This is a genomic window from Vibrio aquimaris, from assembly GCF_009363415.1.
Taxonomy (GTDB): domain Bacteria; phylum Pseudomonadota; class Gammaproteobacteria; order Enterobacterales; family Vibrionaceae; genus Vibrio; species Vibrio aquimaris.
Genome location: NZ_CP045350.1, coordinates 1,584,523 through 1,605,739 on the forward strand (window position 1 = coordinate 1,584,523; position 21,217 = coordinate 1,605,739).

General features: G+C 41.4%; 22 protein-coding genes. 11 read left to right on the top strand and 11 right to left on the bottom strand.

Going from position 1 to position 21,217, the window contains the following annotated elements; genetic code table 11:
* Positions 1-8: 8 nt before the first annotated feature.
* Genes sctD through FIV01_RS07375 form a run of 3 tightly spaced genes read right to left on the bottom strand, consistent with a single transcriptional unit; the run spans position 9 to position 3,064 of the window.
* Entirely contained in the window at positions 9-1,214 is a 1,206-nt protein-coding gene (gene sctD, locus FIV01_RS07365) for a type III secretion system inner membrane ring subunit SctD (protein ID WP_152430420.1), read from the bottom strand.
* Positions 1,215-1,226: 12 nt separating this feature from the next.
* Positions 1,227-2,678 (bottom strand): EscC/YscC/HrcC family type III secretion system outer membrane ring protein, encoded by a 1,452-nt coding sequence (locus tag FIV01_RS07370; RefSeq protein WP_152430421.1) that lies wholly within the window; start codon positions 2,676-2,678, stop codon positions 1,227-1,229.
* A complete protein-coding gene (locus tag FIV01_RS07375; protein ID WP_152430422.1) occupies positions 2,675-3,064 on the bottom strand; it encodes a hypothetical protein in 390 nt (129 codons plus the stop codon). Before FIV01_RS07375 ends, FIV01_RS07370 begins: the two co-directional genes overlap by 4 nt.
* 192 nt (positions 3,065-3,256) lie before the next feature.
* Between FIV01_RS07375 and FIV01_RS07380 the strand changes: the two genes are divergently transcribed.
* Positions 3,257-6,043 (top strand): two component system sensor kinase, encoded by a 2,787-nt coding sequence (locus FIV01_RS07380; protein WP_152430423.1) that lies wholly within the window; start codon positions 3,257-3,259, stop codon positions 6,041-6,043.
* A 52-nt stretch (positions 6,044-6,095) separates the two neighbouring features.
* Here FIV01_RS07380 and FIV01_RS07385 read toward each other — a convergent pair whose 3' ends face one another.
* The 6 genes from FIV01_RS07385 to FIV01_RS07410 form a co-directional block, all read right to left on the bottom strand.
* A complete protein-coding gene (locus FIV01_RS07385) occupies positions 6,096-6,746 on the bottom strand; it encodes a two component system response regulator (RefSeq protein ID WP_246210369.1) in 651 nt (216 codons plus the stop codon).
* Between the two features lie 266 nt (positions 6,747-7,012).
* Positions 7,013-8,062 (bottom strand): EscU/YscU/HrcU family type III secretion system export apparatus switch protein, encoded by a 1,050-nt coding sequence (locus FIV01_RS07390; RefSeq protein ID WP_152430424.1) that lies wholly within the window; start codon positions 8,060-8,062, stop codon positions 7,013-7,015.
* Positions 8,063-8,064: 2 nt separating this feature from the next.
* The gene (gene sctT, locus FIV01_RS07395) at positions 8,065-8,847 is read right to left on the bottom strand and encodes a type III secretion system export apparatus subunit SctT (RefSeq protein ID WP_152430425.1); all 783 of its coding nucleotides are present in this window, start codon (positions 8,845-8,847) and stop codon (positions 8,065-8,067) included.
* Positions 8,848-9,117, bottom strand: a complete 270-nt coding sequence (locus FIV01_RS07400; RefSeq protein WP_152430426.1) for an EscS/YscS/HrcS family type III secretion system export apparatus protein — start codon at positions 9,115-9,117, stop codon at positions 8,848-8,850. It lies immediately after the preceding gene.
* A complete protein-coding gene (gene sctR / locus FIV01_RS07405) occupies positions 9,114-9,764 on the bottom strand; it encodes a type III secretion system export apparatus subunit SctR (RefSeq protein ID WP_152430427.1) in 651 nt (216 codons plus the stop codon). Before sctR ends, FIV01_RS07400 begins: the two co-directional genes overlap by 4 nt.
* 128 nt (positions 9,765-9,892) lie before the next feature.
* The gene (locus tag FIV01_RS07410) at positions 9,893-10,261 is read right to left on the bottom strand and encodes a hypothetical protein (RefSeq protein ID WP_152430428.1); all 369 of its coding nucleotides are present in this window, start codon (positions 10,259-10,261) and stop codon (positions 9,893-9,895) included.
* Positions 10,262-10,512: 251 nt separating this feature from the next.
* Between FIV01_RS07410 and ccoN the strand changes: the two genes are divergently transcribed.
* The 10 genes from ccoN to uspE all read left to right on the top strand — a co-directional run bounded on the left by ccoN (position 10,513) and on the right by uspE (position 19,460).
* A complete protein-coding gene (gene ccoN / locus FIV01_RS07415; protein WP_152430429.1) occupies positions 10,513-11,946 on the top strand; it encodes a cytochrome-c oxidase, cbb3-type subunit I in 1,434 nt (477 codons plus the stop codon).
* A gap of 13 nt (positions 11,947-11,959) precedes the next feature.
* Positions 11,960-12,580: a cytochrome-c oxidase, cbb3-type subunit II gene (gene ccoO, locus FIV01_RS07420; protein WP_152430430.1), complete on the top strand. Its 621-nt coding sequence runs from the start codon at positions 11,960-11,962 to the stop codon at positions 12,578-12,580.
* 15 nt (positions 12,581-12,595) lie between these two features.
* Entirely contained in the window at positions 12,596-12,772 is a 177-nt protein-coding gene (locus FIV01_RS07425; RefSeq protein WP_114785677.1) for a cbb3-type cytochrome oxidase subunit 3, read from the top strand.
* Positions 12,769-13,755: a cytochrome-c oxidase, cbb3-type subunit III gene (ccoP, locus tag FIV01_RS07430; protein WP_152430431.1), complete on the top strand. Its 987-nt coding sequence runs from the start codon at positions 12,769-12,771 to the stop codon at positions 13,753-13,755. Before FIV01_RS07425 ends, ccoP begins: the two co-directional genes overlap by 4 nt.
* Before the next feature lie 83 nt (positions 13,756-13,838).
* Positions 13,839-14,318 (top strand): FixH family protein, encoded by a 480-nt coding sequence (locus tag FIV01_RS07435; RefSeq protein WP_152430432.1) that lies wholly within the window; start codon positions 13,839-13,841, stop codon positions 14,316-14,318.
* Positions 14,302-16,698 (top strand): heavy metal translocating P-type ATPase, encoded by a 2,397-nt coding sequence (locus tag FIV01_RS07440; RefSeq protein ID WP_246210370.1) that lies wholly within the window; start codon positions 14,302-14,304, stop codon positions 16,696-16,698. The genes FIV01_RS07435 and FIV01_RS07440 overlap by 17 nt, the downstream gene beginning before the upstream one ends.
* A 5-nt stretch (positions 16,699-16,703) precedes the next feature.
* Entirely contained in the window at positions 16,704-16,868 is a 165-nt protein-coding gene (gene ccoS / locus FIV01_RS07445; protein ID WP_152430433.1) for a cbb3-type cytochrome oxidase assembly protein CcoS, read from the top strand.
* A complete protein-coding gene (locus tag FIV01_RS07450) occupies positions 16,865-17,536 on the top strand; it encodes a sulfite exporter TauE/SafE family protein (RefSeq protein ID WP_152430434.1) in 672 nt (223 codons plus the stop codon). Before ccoS ends, FIV01_RS07450 begins: the two co-directional genes overlap by 4 nt.
* 90 nt (positions 17,537-17,626) lie before the next feature.
* Positions 17,627-18,376 carry a fumarate/nitrate reduction transcriptional regulator Fnr gene (fnr, locus tag FIV01_RS07455; RefSeq protein ID WP_152430435.1) on the top strand — a complete coding sequence of 250 codons (750 nt, stop codon included), beginning with the start codon at positions 17,627-17,629 and terminating at the stop codon, positions 18,374-18,376.
* A 130-nt stretch (positions 18,377-18,506) separates the two neighbouring features.
* Positions 18,507-19,460, top strand: a complete 954-nt coding sequence (gene uspE / locus FIV01_RS07460) for a universal stress protein UspE (protein WP_152430436.1) — start codon at positions 18,507-18,509, stop codon at positions 19,458-19,460.
* 37 nt (positions 19,461-19,497) lie between these two features.
* Here the strand turns inward: uspE and ttcA are convergent, their stop codons facing one another.
* On the bottom strand, positions 19,498-20,391 hold the full coding sequence (ttcA, locus tag FIV01_RS07465) for a tRNA 2-thiocytidine(32) synthetase TtcA (RefSeq protein WP_152430437.1): 894 nt from the start codon (positions 20,389-20,391) through the stop codon (positions 19,498-19,500).
* 150 nt (positions 20,392-20,541) lie between these two features.
* Positions 20,542-21,201, bottom strand: a complete 660-nt coding sequence (locus FIV01_RS07470) for a DUF2987 domain-containing protein (RefSeq protein WP_152430438.1) — start codon at positions 21,199-21,201, stop codon at positions 20,542-20,544.
* Positions 21,202-21,217 lie beyond the last annotated feature (16 nt).

Below are 21,217 nucleotides of genomic sequence, written 5' to 3' on the forward strand. Positions count from 1 at the left end.
CCTCCTATTTATAGAATGAATGGTATATGGATGACTTCGCCATCACGGCTTAAGTCCAATCCTTTTAAATCGATATGGCTAACAACATAGCCATTTTCCAGCTTGCTATTCATAGTAAGTCGACTGCCATTGTTTAGCTCAACAAAAGGTTGGCTTGTATTACCGCCAAAACTAACTATCTGACCGGATAAATAACGAGTTAAATTGTCTCTGATAGGAATATTCTCAAACCTAACATCAACGACTTGACCTGTACTCGCCATGAGGTTTTTGTTGACTTGATATATTTGACCACGAACATCATCATTGATTTGACCAGTAACGAGTATACTTTCTTGCCGCCTTTCAACCATTACATCATTCAACAATTTATGTTCACGTAGTGCATCAATAAATTTTTGAACATACCCTCCGATGTCATTCGCCACTTGCCAATGCTTTAACCCCTGGATTTGTTCCAATTCTGTTGTGACCTTATCCCATTGTTCACTTGATTGAATCGCTCCTGAAATTCTAACTTCACCCATGCGACGAGTTGGCGACACATGGACATTCTGATAGCCATTCGCACTTAGAACGGATTCAACACTACCTACTAACTTATCCGTGCAGGTTGTTTTGGCATTAAATCGGATAGAGTGTTGCTTAAGCCCTTCTTTTAATTTGGCCATCGAAGTGGAGTTATCACAATATCCTGTGAGCGTCACAATTCCATCGGATCCCCAACTTGCGTCTACTTGATGTAACGCTGGCACATTAAGCTGACTTTGCAGCCATAAACGTGGATTAAACACAGGTTCAACCTTGGCTGGAAGCATTAGTACACACAACATGATTGCCAGAGCGAATAAACTGGTTGTTAACAAAAAGATGTTGCTCAAGCGACTAGAGTTTCTGGTTAAATGTGGAGGTAATTTTTGCCATATAAGCTCTTGCTCACCACGACCTAAAATAAACCCCACTCCAGATAGTTCAATGGGTTGACCTAAAGGCAGATACTCTTCATGAGCCGTTTTTTTTCCACTAACCCATACATCTAGGTTAGACTTCACCATCACACCTTTTTCATCAACACTGATGTTTATGACTTCACGTTGTTCAATTGGAACCATGATATCACCACTGGGTCCCATAGAAAGTTCCCCTGAAGGGAGCTTTAGCTCTCTGCCTTGCATTGGGCCTGTAAGCCATAAAAGTTTGATACTTGCTTCCATAATCAGTCCTCGTTATTGATTAACGGGTTCAGCTTTGATTAGAAACAAACGCATTACGCTCTGTTTACTGTGGTCAGTGCTTCTAAACAGCCCACCCAATAACGGTATGTCGCCTAGAAGCGGAATTTTATTCTCCACGGTATGATCTTTATCTTGAACAAAGCCACCGAGTAACAGGCTTTCTCCAGTTTTTAACGTCGCCTGAGTTGCGATCTCTGAATTTTCAACTTGAGGCAATGGGTCTTTGCTACTCAAAGGTTTAGCCTGTTGTCCATCTTGAATGTTAAGTGACAGCATCACTTTTTTATGATGATTTTCATTGACAAGCCTTGGAGTTACTCTGAGTAAAGACCCCGTTGTGACAGACTCGAGTTTAGCGACTTTCTCGCCTTCAACTTTGGTATAGAAAGTGACATTTTTATCTAATACTGCCTGAACATTGTTAAGAGTTACGACAGAAGGTCTAGACAACACTTTTGCTTTAGAATTCTGTTGTAGGGCATTTAGCCTAACCATAAAATTCCCTGTGTTACCAATCACAGTCGAAAAATTATCACTACTTAAGCTTCCTTGATTGAAGGTCACACTACCCCCACCAATCTTGGCAGCCGCAGACCAATCAATTCCCAATTGATTGAAGTCAGAAGTATCAACATCAATAATTGTGACCGAAACTTCAATCATGGTAGGCGTGATATCCAGCTGCTTAATCAAGGACGCATATATAGTCATGTCTTGCTTGTTTGTTCTTACAATCACAGCATTTTGTCTTGAGTCTGCCGAAAAACTTGCTATTTCTTCTTTAGATTGAGAATTATCTTCCTGATCAATTTGCTTCAATACCGACACGACACCGGGTACAGTGACGTCTTGACTACGATAGCTATATACAGTGTCAGTTGCAGATGCATATTTTAAAGGGAAAATACGCACCTCTTTTTGTGACTTAGCGTGTTGCTGCGAGTCAGTATCAAGCTGTTTTACAAATTTGGTAACCGAGCTAACACAAGCAGGAACACCATTAACTTGTACTGCATGAAGCCCTGATATTGGGGTAACTTCACAAGCGACTTTATCTAAAAGGTTGGCTTTAGCGATATAATGAATTGCCTGGCCATTTGAAAGAGATGAAAGCGAGACTATTTCATTTTTCACTTGTCTCGCCTTATAAACATGCAACAAGTCACCATCGTAGTACCATACTAAGCCGTACTGTTGAGCTAGCATGGTAAGGATCTGTTTAGGCGTTTTTCCATTTATCTGGCCACTAAATGTGTCGTTGACTTGGTTGCTAACATCAATAGGAATACCATAATTTTTACCCACATCTTCTATAACCGATTTTAGTGGAGTGCCACGACTATAAAAAACAAAGGGCTCACCTTGCCATTGCACTGAAGAAATCGGTGCTGCATGAACAAAATTGATAGTCAAAAGCAATAACCAACATAGTAACTTTTTCATAGCTTTTTCCTCCAGATACGAGGTTTATTGGCTGGGGCTGTTTTTAACATATCTCGTTCTAGATAATGGATTAATGCCAACTGCAACTGTATGGATGAAGTGAGTTCTTCATCATCTAGGTCATCAGGGTAACAAGACCACAGAACCCACTCTTCTCCGCGCTTTTCAAGTGCACAGTCCCACCCTTGTTCACAAGCAGCCAACACAAGAGTTGCTTGCCTTAGCCAACTGCGATCATTTGGAGGCGTTATCATTATTCCGAACGTGAAATAGTACTCTGACTTGATACAGCTAGCTAATCGACCAGCACAAGAAACTTGCCAATGACTATTTGAAGGCAAGTCAGTTGTATCGATATAACTCATCGCTAGTAAACGTTCGAACATTGAAAACCTCTTCGTTTCCGATTATGAAAACATTATCAATTGTTCATTGATTACTTACTATCAGGTGAACACCTTAGTCGCAAATCGGTGCCATGATATTACTATCGTTCAACAGCAAATATGGACCTTAGGCGGCAATTCGCGCTATGGTAGAACTAGAAAAAGCGTGTAACTACAGACTTAGGATTGGACATGAAAACTAGCTGGAATTCCTCCCTCGTCACCAAGCTCACTGTCGCATTTGTTTCTGTTTTTATTGGCTTATGGGTCCTAATTCAAATCAGCGCCTTTGATAACACCTATAAAGGCACTCTCAATCAAACACTCAAAAGCTATAACGAAATGGGAGAGATTCGATCTCAGATGAATCAAAGCTTGTTTCAACAAGCCATGGAAGATACACAGCAATTTGAACAGAGACTCGAGCAATTTAAAACGTTAAGGATTGATCCCAATATTGAACTGGTTGCCAGGCAATTTAATATTGGAAAACAAACTTTGGATATTGACCATAAAAAACTCTGGGCTCTGCAAACATTCGGTATTGCTGGGCAGCAACGCTATGTTGACTCCTTTATCATAGAGCCGAATAAACATGTCTCAATTTACTCTGCATCCGAGCGAGAACGGGAACATCAAGAGCAGAGAATTCAAGAGATTATTGACCTTGCTAAGCGTCCGGCCAAAGAGGGTTTTCGCTGGAGTGAGCCTAAGTATGACCGCGAACGCAACAGTGTTTACATTCTGCTGAGTTACACACTGGATCCCAATAATAGTTTGGCTCGTCAGGTTGGCTTTGCGATTAATATTGAAGATGTACTCACAGTTTCCAATGTCTATGCCAAAGATGACATCAATTTATTTATCACCCGAGATGATATTGTCCCTGTATTTGATCAAATAGGAATAAATGACACGATAAAGAAAGAGTTGAAACAGTTTATTGAGTATAACCAGAGTGCTAGTGCTGTCAAAGGTAAACCTAAATTTCCTCAAATCAACAACTTTTATGTGGTCAGTAAATTTATTGATGGCCCAAACTGGCATCAAATTTCGTTAATACCCAAGTCTAAAATTGAAAAGCTGGCCTATGCACCATTTTATAATGAACTTAAGTGGTCTCTCGTATCCTTCGGCCTTATGACCATTATTATGCTTGTTATATTGAGAAAGTCTCTTGCTAACCCCATTCGCAGTTTTGTAGACATCATTAATAGCGATCGACAGCCAACCTTCGATAGGCGCTTATCTGAATCCCGAAAAGATGAACTCGGAGACATTGCAAGGGCCTACAACATGCTACTTGATACAATCAAGTTGAGCTACGATGAATTAGAATCGAAAGTTGAGCTACGAACGGTTGAGTTAGCGCACGCTAAGCAGGTCGCAGAAAAAGCAACGGCTAGAAAAAGTGAGCATCTTACGAATATTAGCCACGAAATAAGAACACCGCTTAATGGTATTATTGGTTCGTTGGAATTATTACGAAATACTATTTTAAATGACCAGCAAGCTGATCTTAGAAACACAGCTTATACATGCGCTAAATCATTATTAAGCATTATTAATAACTTGCTAGATTTTTCGCGTATAGAAGCAGACCAAATTGAATTAAATATTAGCGATAACCCGCTTCTTAAGATCGTAGATGAGGCTATGTTAACCATACAGTCTTATATTATAGATAAACCAATCCAGCTAAAAACTATTGTCAGTTCAAACACTCCAGAAACCAGCTCATTTGATCCTATTCGCGTTAGACAAATCTTAGTTAACTTGTTAGGTAATGCGGCAAAGTTCACTGAGCAAGGTGAGATTGTTTTGTCTATTGATGTCATAGATAACCAACTATGGTTTTGTGTTAAAGATACAGGGCCAGGAATTCGAGAAGATAAGCTCAATGAAGTATTTGAACCTTTCCGACAATCTTCACAGCATCAGGTAGGAACAGGTTTAGGCCTGCCTATTTCACGTAAACTGGCAAATATAATGGGCGGTAGTCTTACAGTAACAAGTGAATATGGTGAAGGCTCAGAATTTATCTTCAAAATGCCTCTAAATAACCCAGGAATGCTTTTACGCCTTAAAGAAGCAGTTATTGAAGCACCTGAAACACTTCACCCACAGATCCAAGCATGGGGCGGCCACTGTATTTGCAGTGACTCTGATGCACTCAAAAATGAAGAGTTTCATTACTTACCTTGGCGTTTATGGAAACGACTATACGAACTGCAGCATGGCATTTCCACACAAAACACGCATACAAATCCAAAAGAAATGATTCCATGGAAGCTGAAAGTATTACTCGTCGATGACGTTGTAACCAATCGTGACATAGTGAGCAAAATGCTGATTGAACTGGGCCAAGAAGTGACATGCGCCAGCAGCGGAAAGATGGCTCTAAAATACAGTGAACAGCATGTATTTGATTTGGTATTGATGGATATTAGGATGCCTGAGCTCGATGGCTATCAGACAACCAAGCTTTGGCGAGAAAGCGAAGCAACACTAGATACCGACTGCCCTATCATAGCCCTAACTGCAAACGCTAATCCGTCAGAGCATGATAATTCGATAAGCCTTATGAACGGCTACCTAACCAAGCCTGTATCTATGAAAGAACTCGCTAAAGTATTAGAGCATGCAGCAGAAATTCAAATAGATCGCGACATGCAACCAGACATTAATGTGGAGTCAGATACTCCCATTATGGATTTCAATGAAGGCGAGTTTACCCAACGCTTAACCAACCACTTCAAAGAAATGGCCAATGCTGCAAGGGAAAGCTTCGCTGATAATAATTGGGCTGAACTAAGAGATATATTGCACAATGTCAAAGGCAGTGCAGGACTTGCTGGTGCGACCAATGTTTACGATACGACAAGCACTCTAGAGCATCAAATTGAAAACGGACAGAAAATAACCGATGAAGAGTTTTCTATGTTAATCAATGCTCTAGAAAAGTACAGTAGCCAATAACACGTATTGTTGGAAAGTAATAAGCGGCACTGATTTCAAATTAACAACAGGCCTAAATACCCATCCTGTGCGCCCACTTCATTAAATCCGCTACATTATGTGCATCAAGTTTACGCATTATATTCATTCGATGCGTTTCTACCGTCTTTAATCCAATCAGTAGCGCTTCTGCAATGTCACGGTTACGTTTGCCTTCGAAGATAAGTTTAAGCACTTGCTTTTCACGTGGTGTTAAAACGGGAATATCGCCTTCTTCAACCAGACTTAATGCCTCGATGTGTTTGGCATCTAACGCGGGATCTAAAAAGTTTTTCCCCCTAGTAACACTTTTAATCGCAGCCAGTAACGTACTTTTTGACCCATTTTTGAGCACATAACCATTCGAGCCAGCATCTAAAGCTTCGCGGGCTTTCCTTTCCTCATCTGAGGCAGTTAACACAATAATCATCATGTCAGGCCAGCGTTTACGCAATTGTCGTATTGCCTCTACACCAGACATACCAGGTAAATTGAGATCCATAAAAACCATATCGGGTTTGTGTTTCAAGCACTCCTCATAGACGCTCAAACCGTCCGTCACAAAACCAACCAACTCCAAGTTAGGGTAAGGAGCAAGACAACTCTTTAAACCATCGAATATGAGATCATGATCATCTACAACCAAAATCTTTAACTGAGTGTATTCACCAAATGTCATTGTCATCCTCCATATCCATAAACGATAGGACTTAGATTTATTATAACTGAACGGTTATGAACTTATTGATGCTATTGATAGTTAATCTAACACTCAGTGGGAAGTTATCAAGAATGTTTTTCATTTAAGTGATGTAATTGGTACCAATGATGAAAGAAAATCGAAAAAACGGTCAAAGTTCAGCCAGTGGTTAGGGCTTCTTTTTGCAGAATTGCAGTATTTGATGTGTTTAAGCTGGCGTTGGTGCAAATAACGTTTAGGACATAAATACTTTAGTCGTCACCATCATAGGATACATTCATTACCACTCGAAGTAGCTCAGCTACAGGTTCGAATAAGGATTCAGGAATCACCTGACCAGACTCAACTTGATTAAACAAGGCTCTTGCGAGCGGTATATTTTCTACCAGAGGTATGGCGTGCTCTTCTGCCATATCTACCACATGAAGCGCCATATAATCTTGTGCTTTATCTAAAACCACAGGTAGAGGCGTTTTATCAGCCTGATAGTACAAACAGACTGCAATATGAGTTGGGTTTCGAACTATGACAGTTGATTTTTTAACATTTTGCACAAGCGAGCCATTTGCAGTTTCTCTCTGAAGCTCTCGGCGCTTTTGTTTAACTTCTGGATTACCCTCAGTTTCCTTGTATTCTTGCTTCGTATCATCTTTAGACATTTTCAACTCTTTCATTGTTTGAAAATGCACGAAAGCATAGTCTGCGACTGCAAACACCAAGTAACAGATTAAAAATGCGCCCCAAAGCCATTTCACCAGAGTGAAAGTCACGGTAACACCACACTCAGCACCGCAAGAAGGTAAGTATTGAAACATGTTAACATGTTGATTAAGTAGGTAATAAAAAACGACCGTCAAAACAAAAATTTTAAGTATATTTTTTAATAAAGCGAATACACTTTTCATTGAAAAAATATTCTTGGCATTATTAATTATATTAATTTTATTAAAACTTGGAGTGAGGCTTTCCGATGCCCACACCGGGCCAGTTTGAGCCATACAACTGATGACCACTGTGATAACAAGAATAACAACCAGACCAGCCATAAAACGGAGCATAATAAAAACAAACGCGGCCAGAACAGACTCGGCAGCAATCTTGATTGGAAGGTTTATCGAGTTGATTGAAATATCGATCATCTTCCAGATCGCGTCCATCATTCCCTGCCCTTCAACGATAAAATAACCAAGAATCACCGCCATTTGAAGCCCTGTTACAATTTCAGTGCTTTTTATAACTTGGCCTTTTTTACGAGCGTCTTTTAGGCGTTTCTGGGTGGGTTTCTCAGTTTTTTCGGCCATAGTTATCCCTTAATCAGCTGGAATAGAGTAGAGGTTTTTCCTTCAAACTGATTGATTTGAGTAAGATAATGAGAAAGAGCAAAATGCATACTCACCAACAGTAGGAAGACGACCAAAATACTTTTGATAGGCATTGATAAGAAGAATACGTTGAGTTGTTCCACTGAGCGGTTAACAAGACCTAGACCAACGTCGACCAAAATCATTACAACCATCGCAGGCAAAGCGAAACCTAAACACATGTCTGACATCATTTGCCATTGCTGACCAATGAAAATAAGTAACTCATTATTAAATGACAACGCTGACTCGGGCGGGAGCGAAGAATACGACTGATATAGAGCAGTAAGCAAGGCGTTAAACCCTCCTGTCACCAGAAATAACACGCCTAGAACTTGAGTAAACAACATACCAAATATCGAAGACTGAAGTCCCATCAGTGGATTCAACACTGTCGACATTGAAGCGCCTCGCATAGTGTCGATAACAAAACCAGCCATATCTATTGCCCAAAAGGGAATTGCCGCACAAAAGCCCACAATTAGGCCTATCAGTAATTCCTCACCATAAACCCAAATAAGTTCAACCAATGGCTTGGAGGAAAAATCAGCAGGATGGGCTTGCATCATAGGTATAACAGGAAGCGCGAACATTAAAATGAGCGAGTTACGAATAAGCCCACTTCCCATCGCCCCGCCTTTAAAAAGTGGCAGCATCAACATCATACCTAATGGACGCATCATGCATAGGGCAAGAATTGGTACATATTCATTAAGGGTAGACATTTAGCCTCCTAAGTAACCAATTTGGTCAAAAGCGAGTCCAGCATAATTGAGTAATGTACTGCCCATCCAATGATAACTGACAGCTAAGGTAATACAGACTGCAACGAGCTTTATTAAGAACTGTAGCGATTGGTCTTGAATCTGAGTAAGAGCCTGAAATAAACTGACTAGGATCCCTACTACTGACGCAACCACCACAACTGGCATCGAGAGTATCAGCACAAGCCATAATAATTCTGAGGTAAAGTGGACTATGACAGCTTCATTCATGAGAAAGACCCCATAAGCTGACCAACAAGCTTATCCCAACCGCCCATAAGTATAAAAATAAGTAGTTTGAATGGCAGAGCTATTGTCATTGGTGATACCATCATCATACCCATCGCGAGTAATATGTTGGACACAATTAAGTCGATGGCAACAAATGGCAGGTATAACAAGAAACCAATTTTAAATGCTTCAATTAACTGACTTAAAGTAAATGCGGGTACCATGACAAGAAGCGAATCTTTGGACAGCTCGTTTTGGTACTGTTCAGGCCAAATATCATGTCCTACCTTAGAAAAAAACTGAATTTGTGTTTCACTCGTGTTGTGGCTTAAAAAATGGTGATATGGAGCGATTATCTGACTGGACACTTGTGTGAAAAGGTTAGGAGAGCTCCAATCTATAGGATGTGCTATTAGGTTGTCACGAATAGCGAAGCCAACAGGAGCCATAGTAAACATGGTTAAGATCAAAGCTAAACCATATATTGCCATATTGGGTGGTATCTGTTGGATTCCCAACGCATTTCGCAGCATCGAGAAAACAATTGACAGTTTTAAAAACGATGTCCCCATGACTGCAAATAACGGCAGTAAAGATAGACAGAATAATACAACGATAAGTTGAATTGGGTTGTCCAGTAAGGCCATACGTATCTCCTCTCACACTCAGAGTATGAGTCTGCTACATACGGCACTTTTATAATATCAGGTGAGGACCTGAGATTAATTCAGTCTAAATTTATCATTTTAATATTTTGAAAACACCCCGGTTTCTTTTAATTATTAACGAAAAAAGAGACTTTGAATGAGTCCGCCGAATTTTTGTTTTTGAAATAAAATTCAATTACTTGATTTGTAGAAATTGGAACTTTCCAAGTCGTTTCGTCTTCTTCTATCCCCAGTGATTGCTCTGGGTTGATCATTGTCAAACCGCCTGTTGGTTTTATTATGATTAACTTAGCGCCTTCTAAATAAGCAATTAGAGAACTATCATTAACATTAACCGTACACTTTGGGGTTAAATTGCACTCGAGTTGATCCTGCTTGTCGTAATCCAAAGTACGCCATGTAAACGCTGCAACCAAAAGGGTTAACATGATGACAATTTGGGCAAAACGACCAGGGGTAAGTTTTTCGGCTGCCATGCGGTAGTCTTCTCCGTGTAACAAACTTCAAAGTTTTAGAATAAAAGGTCAATACCAGACCAAGTGTAAGGGTACTACACTGTCATTGATATACTAAATGCAGTATAGTTGCCGGCTGAAAATGCCACTTTTTTCAAAATCCACAAGGAAGTTTAACCATTTGTTTAGTAGTAACTTTCTAGATGATTTGGGTGGCATTACGACATGAGTCGTGTTGGAAGTAAAGTGTAGTTAATTAAAAAATTGGAAGCATGCAAATGAGCCAAGAAAAGCAGCTTGAACAAAACTACAACTATACGGTCGTCCGCCAATTTACCCTAGTTACAATTTTATGGGGCATTGTCGGTATGGGCGTTGGTGTTTTGATTGCCGCTCAATTAGTTTGGCCACAGCTAAACTTTGATACGCCGTGGTTGACGTACAGTCGCTTACGTCCTCTGCATACTAATGCGGTTATTTTTGCGTTTGGTACTAGTGCACTGTTCGCAACATCTTACTATGTTGTGCAGCGTACCTGCCAAACTCGTCTATTCGGTGGGCCTCTCGTTGCCTTTACCTTTTGGGGGTGGCAAGCCGTTATTCTATCTGCAGCCATAACTTTACCTTTAGGTATAACCACGAGTAAAGAGTACGCAGAACTAGAATGGCCGATTGATATTGCTATAGCATTAGTATGGGTTTCTTACGCAGTCGTGTTTTTCGGAACACTCGTCAAACGTAAAACGTCACATATTTATGTAGCAAACTGGTTCTTTGGAGCCTTTATCATCACAGTTGCTGTACTTCATATCGTGAACAGCATGGCTATCCCCGTCTCTTTGACTAAGTCCTACTCAATATACTCTGGCGCCGTCGATGCCATGGTACAGTGGTGGTACGGGCATAACGCAGTAGGCTTCCTACTAACTGCGGGGTTCCTCGGTATGATGTACTACTTTGTTCCCAAGCAAGCTGAACGCCCTGTTTACTCTTATCGCCTTTCTATCGTTCACTTCTGGGCACTTGTTTCCTTGTACATCTGGGCTGGACCGCACCATTTGCACTACACTGCATTGCCTGACTGGACACAATCAATCGGTATGGTGATGTCTCTTGTTTTGTTCGCTCCTTCATGGGGTGGCATGATAAACGGCATCATGACGCTTTCCGGTGCGTGGCACAAGCTTCGCTATGACCCAATACTGAGATTCCTTATCGTTTCACTCTCTTTCTATGGCATGTCCACTTTTGAAGGCCCAATGATGTCAATCAAGACGGTCAACGCGCTATCTCACTACACCGACTGGACGATAGGACATGTTCACTCAGGGGCGCTTGGTTGGGTTGCTATGGTGTCCATTGGTTCTGTCTACCACCTAGTTCCACGATTATTTGGTCAAGAACGTATGTACTCCGTGAGTATGGTCAATGCACATTTCTGGCTGGCAACAATCGGTACTGTTCTTTATATCGTTGCGATGTGGATTTCGGGAGTAATGCAGGGCTTGATGTGGCGAGCTGTTAACTCAGACGGAACACTAACCTATAGTTTTGTTGAGTCTGTACAAGCGTCGTATCCGTTCTATTTTGTACGTTTCCTTGGTGGTGCCATATTCCTTACAGGGATGCTGCTAATGGCTTATAACACGTACAAAACAGTATCTGCACCAAAGGATAGCTTAAAAGCTGTCCCGCACCCAGCATAAGGAGATGAAAAGAATGAGTTCTAATTCTAGTAATCGCCACGAAATTGTTGAGCGTAATGTCGGGCTTTTAGCGATTCTCATCGTTTTTGCGATAAGTTTGGGTGCGCTTGTGGAAATAACACCGCTTATATTCCAAAAACAAACAACAGAACCCGTTGAGAACTTGCGTCCATACACTGCCCTACAACTTGAAGGTAGGGACATATACATCCGCGAAGGATGTAACGTATGTCATAGCCAGATGGTTCGCCCATTTCGAGCTGAGACTGAACGATACGGTCATTACTCTATTGCGGGTGAAAGTGTATGGGAGCATCCATTCCTTTGGGGTTCAAAACGTACAGGGCCTGACCTAGCTCGTGTGGGTGGACGCTACTCTGACGAATGGCATCGAGTTCACCTTATCAACCCACGAGAGCTGGTTCCAGAATCAAATATGCCAGGATTCCCGTGGTTAGCTGATAATGTACTGGATGGTAAGTACACTCAGAAGAAGATGCAAATTTTCCGTGATCAGTTTGGTGTTCCCTACACAGATGAACAAATCACAAATGCGTCAAAAGATGTAGAAGGTAAGACAGAGATGGATGCCATCATTGCTTACCTTCAGTCTCTTGGTCACGCAATGAAGTAAGCAAGAGGTGAGATTATGGATATAGGTACTATTCACGGTATTTGGACCATAGTGCTGTTCGTATGTTTTATAGGCGTAGTATGGTGGGCGTTCGGTAAAAGCCGTAAAGCCCGTTTTGAAGAAGCTGCGAACCTTGTTTTTGCTGATGAAGAGCAAACACCCTCTAAAGAACAAGGAGTGACTAAACAATGACGACATTTTGGAGTCTTTGGATAATCATCATTACAGTCGGTACATTAGTAGGCTGTGCTGCGATATTGATTTGGTGCCTTAAAGACAAAACAGGCATTGAAGAAGGCGCAGATATGGGGCATGAATATGATGGTATTCGTGAATTAAATAACCCATTACCTAAATGGTGGACGTACTTGTTTGTCGGTACGTTTCTATTTGCGGCGATATACTTTGCGCTTTACCCCGGAATGGGAAGCTTTAAGGGTTTACTCGGCTGGCAGAGTTCTGACCAAACTGTGACAACGCTTGAGGAATCTAAAGCATCTATTGCTGAAGCGCAGAAAGATAAACGTCTTGTTCAATATGCCAAAGAGTTAGACGATGCTGATGCTTACTTTGGAAAAGCATTTAAACGTCTCGCCTATGTAGATGGCGGAGAGAAATTACGCTCCGTACCTGAAATTGCAGCAGACCCAGAGGCGTTAAAAGTAGGACAGCGTTTATTCTTGCAAAACTGCTCTCAGTGTCATGGCTCGGATGCACGCGGTCAAAAAGGTTTTCCTAACCTAACTGATGACGACTGGCTTTATGGTGGTGAACCAGAAGCGATTGTTACGACCCTTTTGCATGGCCGTGTAGGACAAATGCCAGCTTGGAAAGATGCTTTGGGTGAACAAGGCATTAAAGAAGTCGTTAGCTATACTCTTAGCCTATCAGGGCGCTCGGTCAATGCACGAGAAGCCGAAGCAGGCAAAGCTCGCTTTGTCGTTTGTGCTGCCTGTCATGGAACAGACGGTAAAGGCAACCCAGCAGTCGGCGCTCCAAATTTAACCGATCAAGTCTGGTTGTATGGAGGTTCTCGCGCTGATGTAACCGAGACGTTAATGAATGGCCGGTCGGGCGTAATGCCAGCTTGGAAAGACATTCTTGGCGAGGATAAAATCCAACTTGTTTCTTCTTATGTTTGGAGTCTGAGCAACTCAGATTCTGAAAAAGAGTAAGCGTTCAAAAACAGCCCCTGTTTTAGGGGCTGCCTTTCTTGTAGATTAACTCTAGTATCTTTAAATATGTGCGAGCTTTTTTTATGGTAAAACCTTGGTATAAGCAGTTTTGGCCCTGGTTCTTAATTATACTACCAATGACAGTTGTAGTTTGGACCATCATTACTGTGATTGTTTTTTCAAACAACTCAGTGTCTCTCGTAACTGAAGATTACTATAAGAAGGGCAAAGCTATAAATATCGACATTTCAAAGATTAATGTCGCAAGAGATCTTGAGCTATCCGCGACTGTGTCCTCAGAAAATAACGATATAGTGATCAGCTTTAACAAAGGTCAACTCAAGCATTATCCAGCGATAACAGCCCTATTCGCTCATAGAACCCTACCTGATAGAGATTTTACTAAACTACTTACATCAGACGCAGGTGGGCAATACAGGCTTACACTTGATAAGTCACTCCAAGGGCCCTGGTTTATTGAATTAGCACCCCATGATGACCAATGGCTTATCCAAGGGCGAGTGACCTTCCCTACTGAGGCCAACGTTGAACTCACAAAATAACCTTAACTTACCTTCTCCTTGCTACCACTGCGGAGAAGAAGTACCAGATAATACAAATTTCAGCGTTGAAATTTTAGGCCAAAAGAGAGTCATGTGCTGCCCCGGATGCGAAAGCGTCGCGCAAACGATTCTCGATAGTGGCCTTGTGTCTTATTACCAATATCGTACTACTCCTGCACAAAAAGCCGAATTAATCCCTGAGCAACTCCAAACTCTAATCCACTACGACAATGAAGAGGTACAATCGGAGTTTGTACGCCATAAAGAGCAATACTCAGAAGTGACATTGTCACTAGAGGGTGTGTCATGTGCTGCATGCGCATGGCTGATTGAAAAACAACTTGCATCACAAAACGGCGTTGTGTCTATGCGGGTCAATACTACAACTCATAGAGCAGTTTTGGTTTGGGATAAAACTCAAGCACAACTTAGTGAATTACTATCTGCCATACACAGACTCGGGTACAAAGCTGCACCTTTTGAGGCAGACAAGCAAGAAGCAACCTATCACAAACAGATGAAACAGTACTTGTATAGGCTGGGTATTGCGGGACTAGCAACAATGCAAGTCATGATGCTGGCTGTTGCTCTTTATCTAGAAGTGTTTGGGGATTTAGAGCCGGAATTCAAAAATTACTTCCGCTGGGTGAGTTTAATCTTTGCTACGCCTGTGATGCTGTATTCCGCACTGCCTTTTTATATCAATGCATGGAGAAGTATTCAGGGAAAAACTCTGGGCATGGATGTTCCTGTATCTTTGGCTATGATTTTTGCCTATGTATCAAGTCTTATTGCTACTGTAACAGAGTCAGGAGAAGTTTTTTTCGAATCCATCTCTATGTTTGCTTTTTTCCTGCTTCTTGGCCGGTTCCTAGAGATGCGTGCAAGGAGAAAAGCCGCAGCGGCAAGTGGTAACTTGCTTAAGCTCATCCCAGCTATGGCCACACGGTTAGATGGTGAGCAAGTTCCGGTAAAAACGCTCAAAGTGGGTGATCGTATTCGTGTTTTACCCGGTGAAAATATTCCATCAGATGGCAAGATAGTGCTAGGTCGAGTACATATTGATGAGTCCATGTTGACTGGCGAGTCCATTCCTGTGGTCAAAAGTGTAGATGACTATGTTTATGCGGGCACCATGAATGGCGAAGAATCATTTGAGCTTGAAGTCACGTCAACAAAAGCAGATTCAATGATCTCCAGTATTATACGTCTTCAGGATGAGGCTCAACTATCCAAGCCTAGAATAGCTCAAATTGCAGATATTGTAGCGCGCTATTTTGTCGCCGTTATTCTGATCACAGCCGCGAGTACATGGGTATACTGGCACCAAACTAAGCCAAACGATGCATTTTGGATCATGTTATCTGTGCTCGTTGCTACATGCCCATGCGCGCTCTCACTGGCAACACCTACAGCCCTAACATGTGCAACATCAAGATTAGGAAATCTGGGGATCCTTCTTCGTAAAGGTCATGTTTTTGAGACCCTATGTAAGGTCAACCATCTCGTTATAGACAAAACTGGAACCTTAACCCACGGAGAGATAGTGATCAGTGATATACAAACTTTCTCATCTATTTCAGAAATTGAAGTTTCACAGATAGCCTCTTCAATCGAGTCTCATGCAAATCATCCAATAGCACGAGCATTCGACACCTATAGAAATCCCAATATTCATGTGTCGGATGTTGAGAATATTATAGGGTCTGGACTAGTAGGCAACTACCATGGAAGCATAGTCAAAATAGGTAGTGCTTCCTTTGTTCTAAACACTCATAACACCACTAAGCCTAACCAAATTTACATGTCTCTAGACGGTGAACACATAGCAACATTTACTTATCAAGACCCAATTCGCGCGGAATCTAAAGCCTTTATTGACCGCTTTCAGCAAGCAGGAATCTCTGTCACTCTTCTTACAGGAGACTCACATCAAAATGCCGAGCTAACAGCCAATGAAATTGGTATCAAAAAAGTAGTATCTGAGGCAAAACCAGAAGATAAACTCAACTATCTTAACAGCTTAGATAAAACAGAAATTACTATGATGCTTGGCGACGGCATTAACGACGCTCCAACTTTAGCAGGCGCTCATTTGTCAGTCGCTATGGGCGGAGGCACTGATGCAGCGAAGGCATCGGCAGATATGGTCCTACTTGGCGATCAACTGGACAGAGTATTGGCAGCTAGAGACTTGGCATTACAGACACGTAATATAATACGCGAGAATTTAGCTTGGTCACTCGGTTACAACGCACTCATCCTTCCGCTAGCCATCGCTGGTTTAATTGCCCCATATTTTGCTGTTATTGGTATGTCTGCAAGCTCGATTATAGTAGTATCTAACTCTCTTCGTTTGCTGAAAGAAAAGCAAGGTTAGTAATCATGGAAAGCCTTTATATCTTAATCCCGATAGCAATTGTTTTAGTCTGTGTTGCAATCGCCATTTTTATCTGGGCAGTAAAGAGCGAGCAGTTTGAGGACTTGGAACGTCAGGGCCATAATATTTTGTTCGAAGACGACAAAGAAGATGAGAGCACTCCTAAATGACACCTGACTGGTTCGGTGCGTTTTTAATCGGCATAATTGGGGCTGGACATTGTATGGGGATGTGCGGTGGTATTGCATCTTTGCTAAGTACCAATTCTCCTTCACAATCAGTATTAGTCCCTATCTTTTATAATGTAGGGAGACTGATAAGTTACTGTGTTATAGGAGCTATTGTTGGCGGCGCTATTTCTACTGTCGCAGAATTTAGCCAAGTTAACCAATCACTGACTTGGTTACGGTTAATCGCAGCCCTGTTCATGATACTACTCGCTTGTTACATAGGTAAATGGTGGCACGGCTTGGTTTACATTGAGCGTTTGGGTCAAAAGCTATGGAAACGGATAGCCCCTGCTGGGCAATCACTCTTACCATTAAAGTCCCCTCTTTACGCTCTTCCTTTCGGTTTAGTCTGGGGATGGCTTCCGTGTGGACTCGTCTATTCTACATTGACTTGGGCAGCGGTTTCAGGCAGTGCATTAAATGGTGCCTTCATTATGGTCGCATTTGGTCTGGGGACAATGCCCGCGATGTTATTTATCGGTATCAGTGTCAGTCACACAAACAAACTCCAAAAATCCAATTTTCTTCGCCAATCTGGCGCTGCACTCATTTTGCTTTATGGGCTCTATACCGTCCAACAAACAATAACCTTACTATCAGCAAGCTGATATGCTATTGTTTTTTGTAGGTTTATTCTACTACCTTTTCCAAACAATGAGTGCTAAAATATTGATGTATATCAATTTGTGAAGTTTGTTATGATTCCTGAAAAGCCTGCGACAAAACGTATCCAATCCGGTGGTTGTGCAATTCACTGTCAAGACTGTAGTATCAGTCAGTTGTGCATACCTTTCACTCTCAATGAAAACGAACTAGACCAACTCGATCAAATTATTGAACGAAAAAGGCCTATACAAAAAGGACAGGAGCTGTTTAAAGCTGGAGATAGTTTAAAATCTCTCTACGCTATTCGTTCAGGGACTATCAAAAGTTACACAATAACCGAGCAAGGGGATGAGCAGATTACTGCCTTCCACTTAGCAGGCGATCTTGTCGGATTTGATGCTATAACAGAAGATTCTCACCCAAGCTTTGCTCAAGCGCTAGAAACATCTATGGTATGTGAAATCCCGTACGAAACCCTTGATGACCTATCGGGCAAAATGCCTAAGCTTAGACAGCAGATCATGCGTTTGATGAGTAGCGAAATTAAGGGTGACCAAGATATGATTCTTCTACTCTCTAAAAAGAATGCAGAAGAACGTCTAGCGGCTTTCTTATATAACCTATCAACAAGATTTTCCCAAAGAGGATTTAGTCCGAGAGAGTTTCGTCTTACGATGACAAGAGGAGATATCGGCAATTACCTTGGGTTAACTGTTGAAACCATATCTCGATTACTAGGGCGCTTTCAAAAGTCGGAAATTTTGAGTGTAAAAGGTAAGTATATCACTATCCTAGATCATGATACTCTTATGGAACTCGCAGGTGTCTCTTCAGAATCCTAATAAGTTCAATGACGTAGCTCAAAACTGAGCTGCGTCATACTTTTGCTGTCTATACCACTCTTTTGCTAAAAATCTTTCAATAGCTGCGCTACATTAATCATATAACTCTCCCTACACTTAAGGAGTTACTATGAGTATCTATAATAAAATACTTGTCGTTGCCGACATCAACAAAGATGAACAGCCTGCCTTGGCTCGCGCCATGCAACTTGCGGCTCAAAGTCGTTCTCGTAGTAAAGTGTGTTTCTTTTTGTCGATCTATGATTTCTCCTACGACATGACATCAATGTTGTCTGTTGATGAGCGTGATGCTATGCGCCGTGGTGTGATAGGACAACGCGAACAATGGATGCATAAGGTTGCGAAGCCATACACAGAGCAAAATCAAAATGTAGACTTCGATGTAAAAGTAGTTTGGCATAACCGTCCCTATGAGGCTATCATCGCCGAAACCTTTGCCGGCAATCACGACATTGTAATCAAAGGAACTCGAAAACATGACGTTTTAGAGTCAGTCATATTCACCCCTACGGACTGGCATTTATTGCGTAAGTGCCCTTCTCCTGTATTGCTAGTGAAGAACTCAGACTGGCCAGAGAATGCCAGTATACTCGCCTCTGTCCACGTTGGTTCGGAAAACGACACCCATCTTGGCCTTAATGACAGTATGGTGGAACAATTAAATAGCTTAAGTGAACGTCTAGGAGCCAAACCTTATTTAGTCAATGCCTATCCTGTCACACCTGCGAATATAACCATAGAGCTCCCTGAGTTTGACCCCAATACTTATACTGATGCGGTTCGTGGCCACCACCTAACTGCAATGAAAGCATTACGACAAAAGCATGGTTATGATGAGCAACAAACCGTCGTTGAACAAGGGCTGCCAGAAGATGTTATACCGGAATCTGCAACAAAGCTAAACGCTGCGATGGTTATTGTAGGAACAACCGGCCGCACTGGCTTATCCGCTGTATTTATTGGTAATACGGCAGAACATGTCATAGACAAAATTAACTGTGATGTTTTAGCACTTAAACCCAAAGGTTATGTAAGTCCACTTGACCCTAAGACAGGTGCTTGAATAATGTTAAGGCCACTCAATGAGTGGTCTTACTACACTATATATTGGTTACGTCAATAAACATAGATTCGTCGATGTTTGTAGAAGACACAGTTGCTTCCGTAAACTCATATTCTTCTCTTTCTACATCTCGAGACAAAGGAAGGTTAACGAAATCAAATATCTCTCTGTCAGCGAGCTGACTAGGGCTAACATTTTGAATTGACTTGAATACTTTTTCTACTCTTCCAGGTGTTTTACTATCCCACTCTATGAGCATGGCCTTAACCGCTTTACGTTCTAGTTTTTCTTGCGATCCACAAAGATTACAAGGGATAATAGGAAACTCTTTATGCTCAGCATATTTAATTAGATCTTTCTCACGACAGTATGCTAAAGGACGAATAACCACATTACGACCATCATCGGAACGCAATTTTGGAGGCATTGCTTTTAATCTCGCACCATGAAACATATTAAGAAAAAGCGTCTCAACGATGTCATCCAAGTGATGACCAAGTGCAATTTTAGTTGCACCTATTTTTTCAGCAAATGAATATAGCGTGCCACGACGTAGACGAGAGCAAAGACCACAAGTGGTTTTACCTTCCGGTATTTTCTCTTTAACGACTGAGTATGTATCTTTGTCAACGATATAATAGGGAATATCCAAAGTTTCAAAATACTCAGGCAAAATGTGTTCTGGAAAACCAGGTTGCTTTTGATCGAGATTAACAGCAATTACTTCAAACTTGATAGGTGCCGATTTTTGTAACTGCAATAGAATATCGAGCATAGCGAAAGAATCTTTTCCACCACTAATGCATGCCATGACAACATCTCCGTCTTCCACCATGTTGTAATCCGTGATGGCATTACCCACATTACGTCTAAGACGCTTTTGAAGCTTGTTATACTCTAGCGTTTCTTTTCTTGTATCTACCTGATTCATTACCTACTCACAAATAACTATCGTAACTATAAAATGTCTGCGCTGTTACTAGGGGGCAAGATTATACGTACTTTTCCATCAGTATGAAATGCTTATCTGTCCCAACCATAGGAGTAGTTAGCATGCTCCAAGATAACAATGTGAATAAAACTAATTTGCCTTGGGCAGATAAGGTAAGACGCGGCTGGTTTCTTGCGGAAGCATCATGGTGCCTCCTTTACCTATATCTGATAATGCAACTTGCACTTTACCATTTACAATCGGCTTTGTACCACCATTGGAAAACTCAACTTGTCCGTTAAGTTGATTATCAAATTCCATAGTCACACCTTCAACATCGGGTGTGAACCAACTAGCAAACATGCCGCCTAAATCTTCAAGCATAGTTTGCATTTGAGGCATTAACTTCTCCACATCTGCATAAGAAACTTTGCCGTTTAATGGCTGCTTAGTCATGACAACCATAGAAAAGTCGCATCGTTCATTCTGAGAAGTTTGAACAAAAACTAAAGGATTGGCTGACTTGAGGTTATTGTCTACAGGAACTATCAACTCGTGATAGCGAGTGGATTTTAATTCTTCATAGTGTTGCTCTTTTTCCATCCAAGCTTTTTGAATAGTGCAATTTTGTTTTGTTTCTGCATTGAGAAAGAAAAAGCCTACTTTGACATCTTCATGGCCTTGCTTCGTATTTTGCTTTAGATGGGTAAAAAGTTTTGAGTATGTGAACATGTATTCTTGAGCTTGTATCGGTAATGCATGCAACGAGAGTAATCCCCCAAGGGACAGGGTAAAAAATAGTTTGTTCATTTCACTGGCTAGCTTA

Excerpts from the sequence above, each read along its gene's own strand:
- sctD (WP_152430420.1), bottom strand. The coding sequence starts at position 1,214 with ATGGAAGCAAGTATCAAACTTTTATGGCTTACAGGCCCAATGCAAGGC.
- FIV01_RS07370 (WP_152430421.1), bottom strand. The coding sequence starts at position 2,678 with ATGAAAAAGTTACTATGTTGGTTATTGCTTTTGACTATCAATTTTGTT.
- FIV01_RS07375 (WP_152430422.1), bottom strand. The coding sequence starts at position 3,064 with ATGTTCGAACGTTTACTAGCGATGAGTTATATCGATACAACTGACTTG.
- FIV01_RS07380 (WP_152430423.1), top strand. The coding sequence starts at position 3,257 with ATGAAAACTAGCTGGAATTCCTCCCTCGTCACCAAGCTCACTGTCGCA.
- FIV01_RS07385 (WP_246210369.1), bottom strand. The coding sequence starts at position 6,746 with ATGACAATGACATTTGGTGAATACACTCAGTTAAAGATTTTGGTTGTA.
- FIV01_RS07390 (WP_152430424.1), bottom strand. The coding sequence starts at position 8,062 with ATGGCCGAAAAAACTGAGAAACCCACCCAGAAACGCCTAAAAGACGCT.
- sctT (WP_152430425.1), bottom strand. The coding sequence starts at position 8,847 with ATGTCTACCCTTAATGAATATGTACCAATTCTTGCCCTATGCATGATG.
- FIV01_RS07400 (WP_152430426.1), bottom strand. The coding sequence starts at position 9,117 with ATGAATGAAGCTGTCATAGTCCACTTTACCTCAGAATTATTATGGCTT.
- sctR (WP_152430427.1), bottom strand. The coding sequence starts at position 9,764 with ATGGCCTTACTGGACAACCCAATTCAACTTATCGTTGTATTATTCTGT.
- FIV01_RS07410 (WP_152430428.1), bottom strand. The coding sequence starts at position 10,261 with ATGGCAGCCGAAAAACTTACCCCTGGTCGTTTTGCCCAAATTGTCATC.
- ccoN (WP_152430429.1), top strand. The coding sequence starts at position 10,513 with ATGCAAATGAGCCAAGAAAAGCAGCTTGAACAAAACTACAACTATACG.
- ccoO (WP_152430430.1), top strand. The coding sequence starts at position 11,960 with ATGAGTTCTAATTCTAGTAATCGCCACGAAATTGTTGAGCGTAATGTC.
- FIV01_RS07425 (WP_114785677.1), top strand. The coding sequence starts at position 12,596 with ATGGATATAGGTACTATTCACGGTATTTGGACCATAGTGCTGTTCGTA.
- ccoP (WP_152430431.1), top strand. The coding sequence starts at position 12,769 with ATGACGACATTTTGGAGTCTTTGGATAATCATCATTACAGTCGGTACA.
- FIV01_RS07435 (WP_152430432.1), top strand. The coding sequence starts at position 13,839 with ATGGTAAAACCTTGGTATAAGCAGTTTTGGCCCTGGTTCTTAATTATA.
- ccoS (WP_152430433.1), top strand. The coding sequence starts at position 16,704 with ATGGAAAGCCTTTATATCTTAATCCCGATAGCAATTGTTTTAGTCTGT.
- FIV01_RS07450 (WP_152430434.1), top strand. The coding sequence starts at position 16,865 with ATGACACCTGACTGGTTCGGTGCGTTTTTAATCGGCATAATTGGGGCT.
- fnr (WP_152430435.1), top strand. The coding sequence starts at position 17,627 with ATGATTCCTGAAAAGCCTGCGACAAAACGTATCCAATCCGGTGGTTGT.
- uspE (WP_152430436.1), top strand. The coding sequence starts at position 18,507 with ATGAGTATCTATAATAAAATACTTGTCGTTGCCGACATCAACAAAGAT.
- ttcA (WP_152430437.1), bottom strand. The coding sequence starts at position 20,391 with ATGAATCAGGTAGATACAAGAAAAGAAACGCTAGAGTATAACAAGCTT.
- FIV01_RS07470 (WP_152430438.1), bottom strand. The coding sequence starts at position 21,201 with ATGAACAAACTATTTTTTACCCTGTCCCTTGGGGGATTACTCTCGTTG.